Genomic DNA, 837 nt, shown 5'->3' with positions numbered 1-837 from the left:
CTTCGAACAAAGTGATATCGTGTTGTTGGTGCAGATAGTACCCACATGTCAGTCCAGAAATTCCAGTGCCTACAATAGCGATTTTCATGCTTCTTCCTTTTAAGATACGAGTTTAGCCGTCAGCATTGCTTGCCAACTGTATGGAAGCAACGAGATAAAGCGGAGAATGCCTGTAAATCTCGCCGGAAAATAAATGTGGCTTTTATTCGCCGCTAGCTGCTTTCTCAATAATTGAGACGCTTGCTTGGTTGAAATGATCATAGGCATCTCAAAGGTGTTTTTATCCGTTAGGGGCGTTTCAACAAACCCAGGAAACACAGTAATCACTTTGATGCCTTTCTTCTTAAGATCCACAGCGAGCGTGCGCGCAAAGTAGCTCACTGCCGCTTTTGACGCGCCGTACGCTTCCGCTCTTGGCAGCGCGACTTCGGAGGCAATGGAGCCAACAATGACAACGCGGTGCCCTCGCTGAAAATACGGTTGGCAAGCTTCTATACAGTTAGCTACACCTACGACATTAACATTCATCACGCGCGCCATAAGTTGCGCATCTACAATGCCATCATCCATGTATTCGCAATCACCCGCGTTGAAGATCCATGTATCTGGAATCGTCTTAAGCGAAGACAGTACTCGCTTCGTCTCCTCATAATCGGTTACATCAAACTTCAGCGTTTCAATAGATGAAGAAGTTGCCGCTAGCTCAGCAAGTACAGCTTCATTGCGTCCACATGCGATCACACGCCAACCAGACTCAGCAAAATCGACAGCCAGCTGTTTACCTATCCCGGAGGTCGCCCCCGTAATTAAAACGACACTATTCATCGCCCCAACCTT

2 protein-coding genes are annotated in these 837 nt (G+C 47.3%); both read right to left on the bottom strand.

Translation table 11 applies throughout. From position 1 onward, the window contains the following. The coding region (locus tag R7190_RS26505; protein ID WP_318137756.1) for an NAD(P)-binding protein at nucleotides 1-88 on the bottom strand (88 nt) is incomplete at its 3' end. An 11-nt stretch (nucleotides 89-99) separates the two neighbouring features. Then, on the bottom strand, nucleotides 100-825 hold the full coding sequence (locus tag R7190_RS26500; protein WP_318137755.1) for an SDR family oxidoreductase: 726 nt from the start codon (nucleotides 823-825) through the stop codon (nucleotides 100-102). Nucleotides 826-837 lie beyond the last annotated feature (12 nt).

Source organism: Vibrio sp. 1078-1 (assembly GCF_033340475.1).
This window is presented reverse-complemented; position numbering and strand designations above follow the sequence as displayed.

Bases quoted from the DNA above. Each gene is read 5' to 3' on its own strand.
- R7190_RS26500 (WP_318137755.1), bottom strand. From the start codon at position 825: ATGAATAGTGTCGTTTTAATTACGGGGGCGACCTCCGGGATAGGTAAA.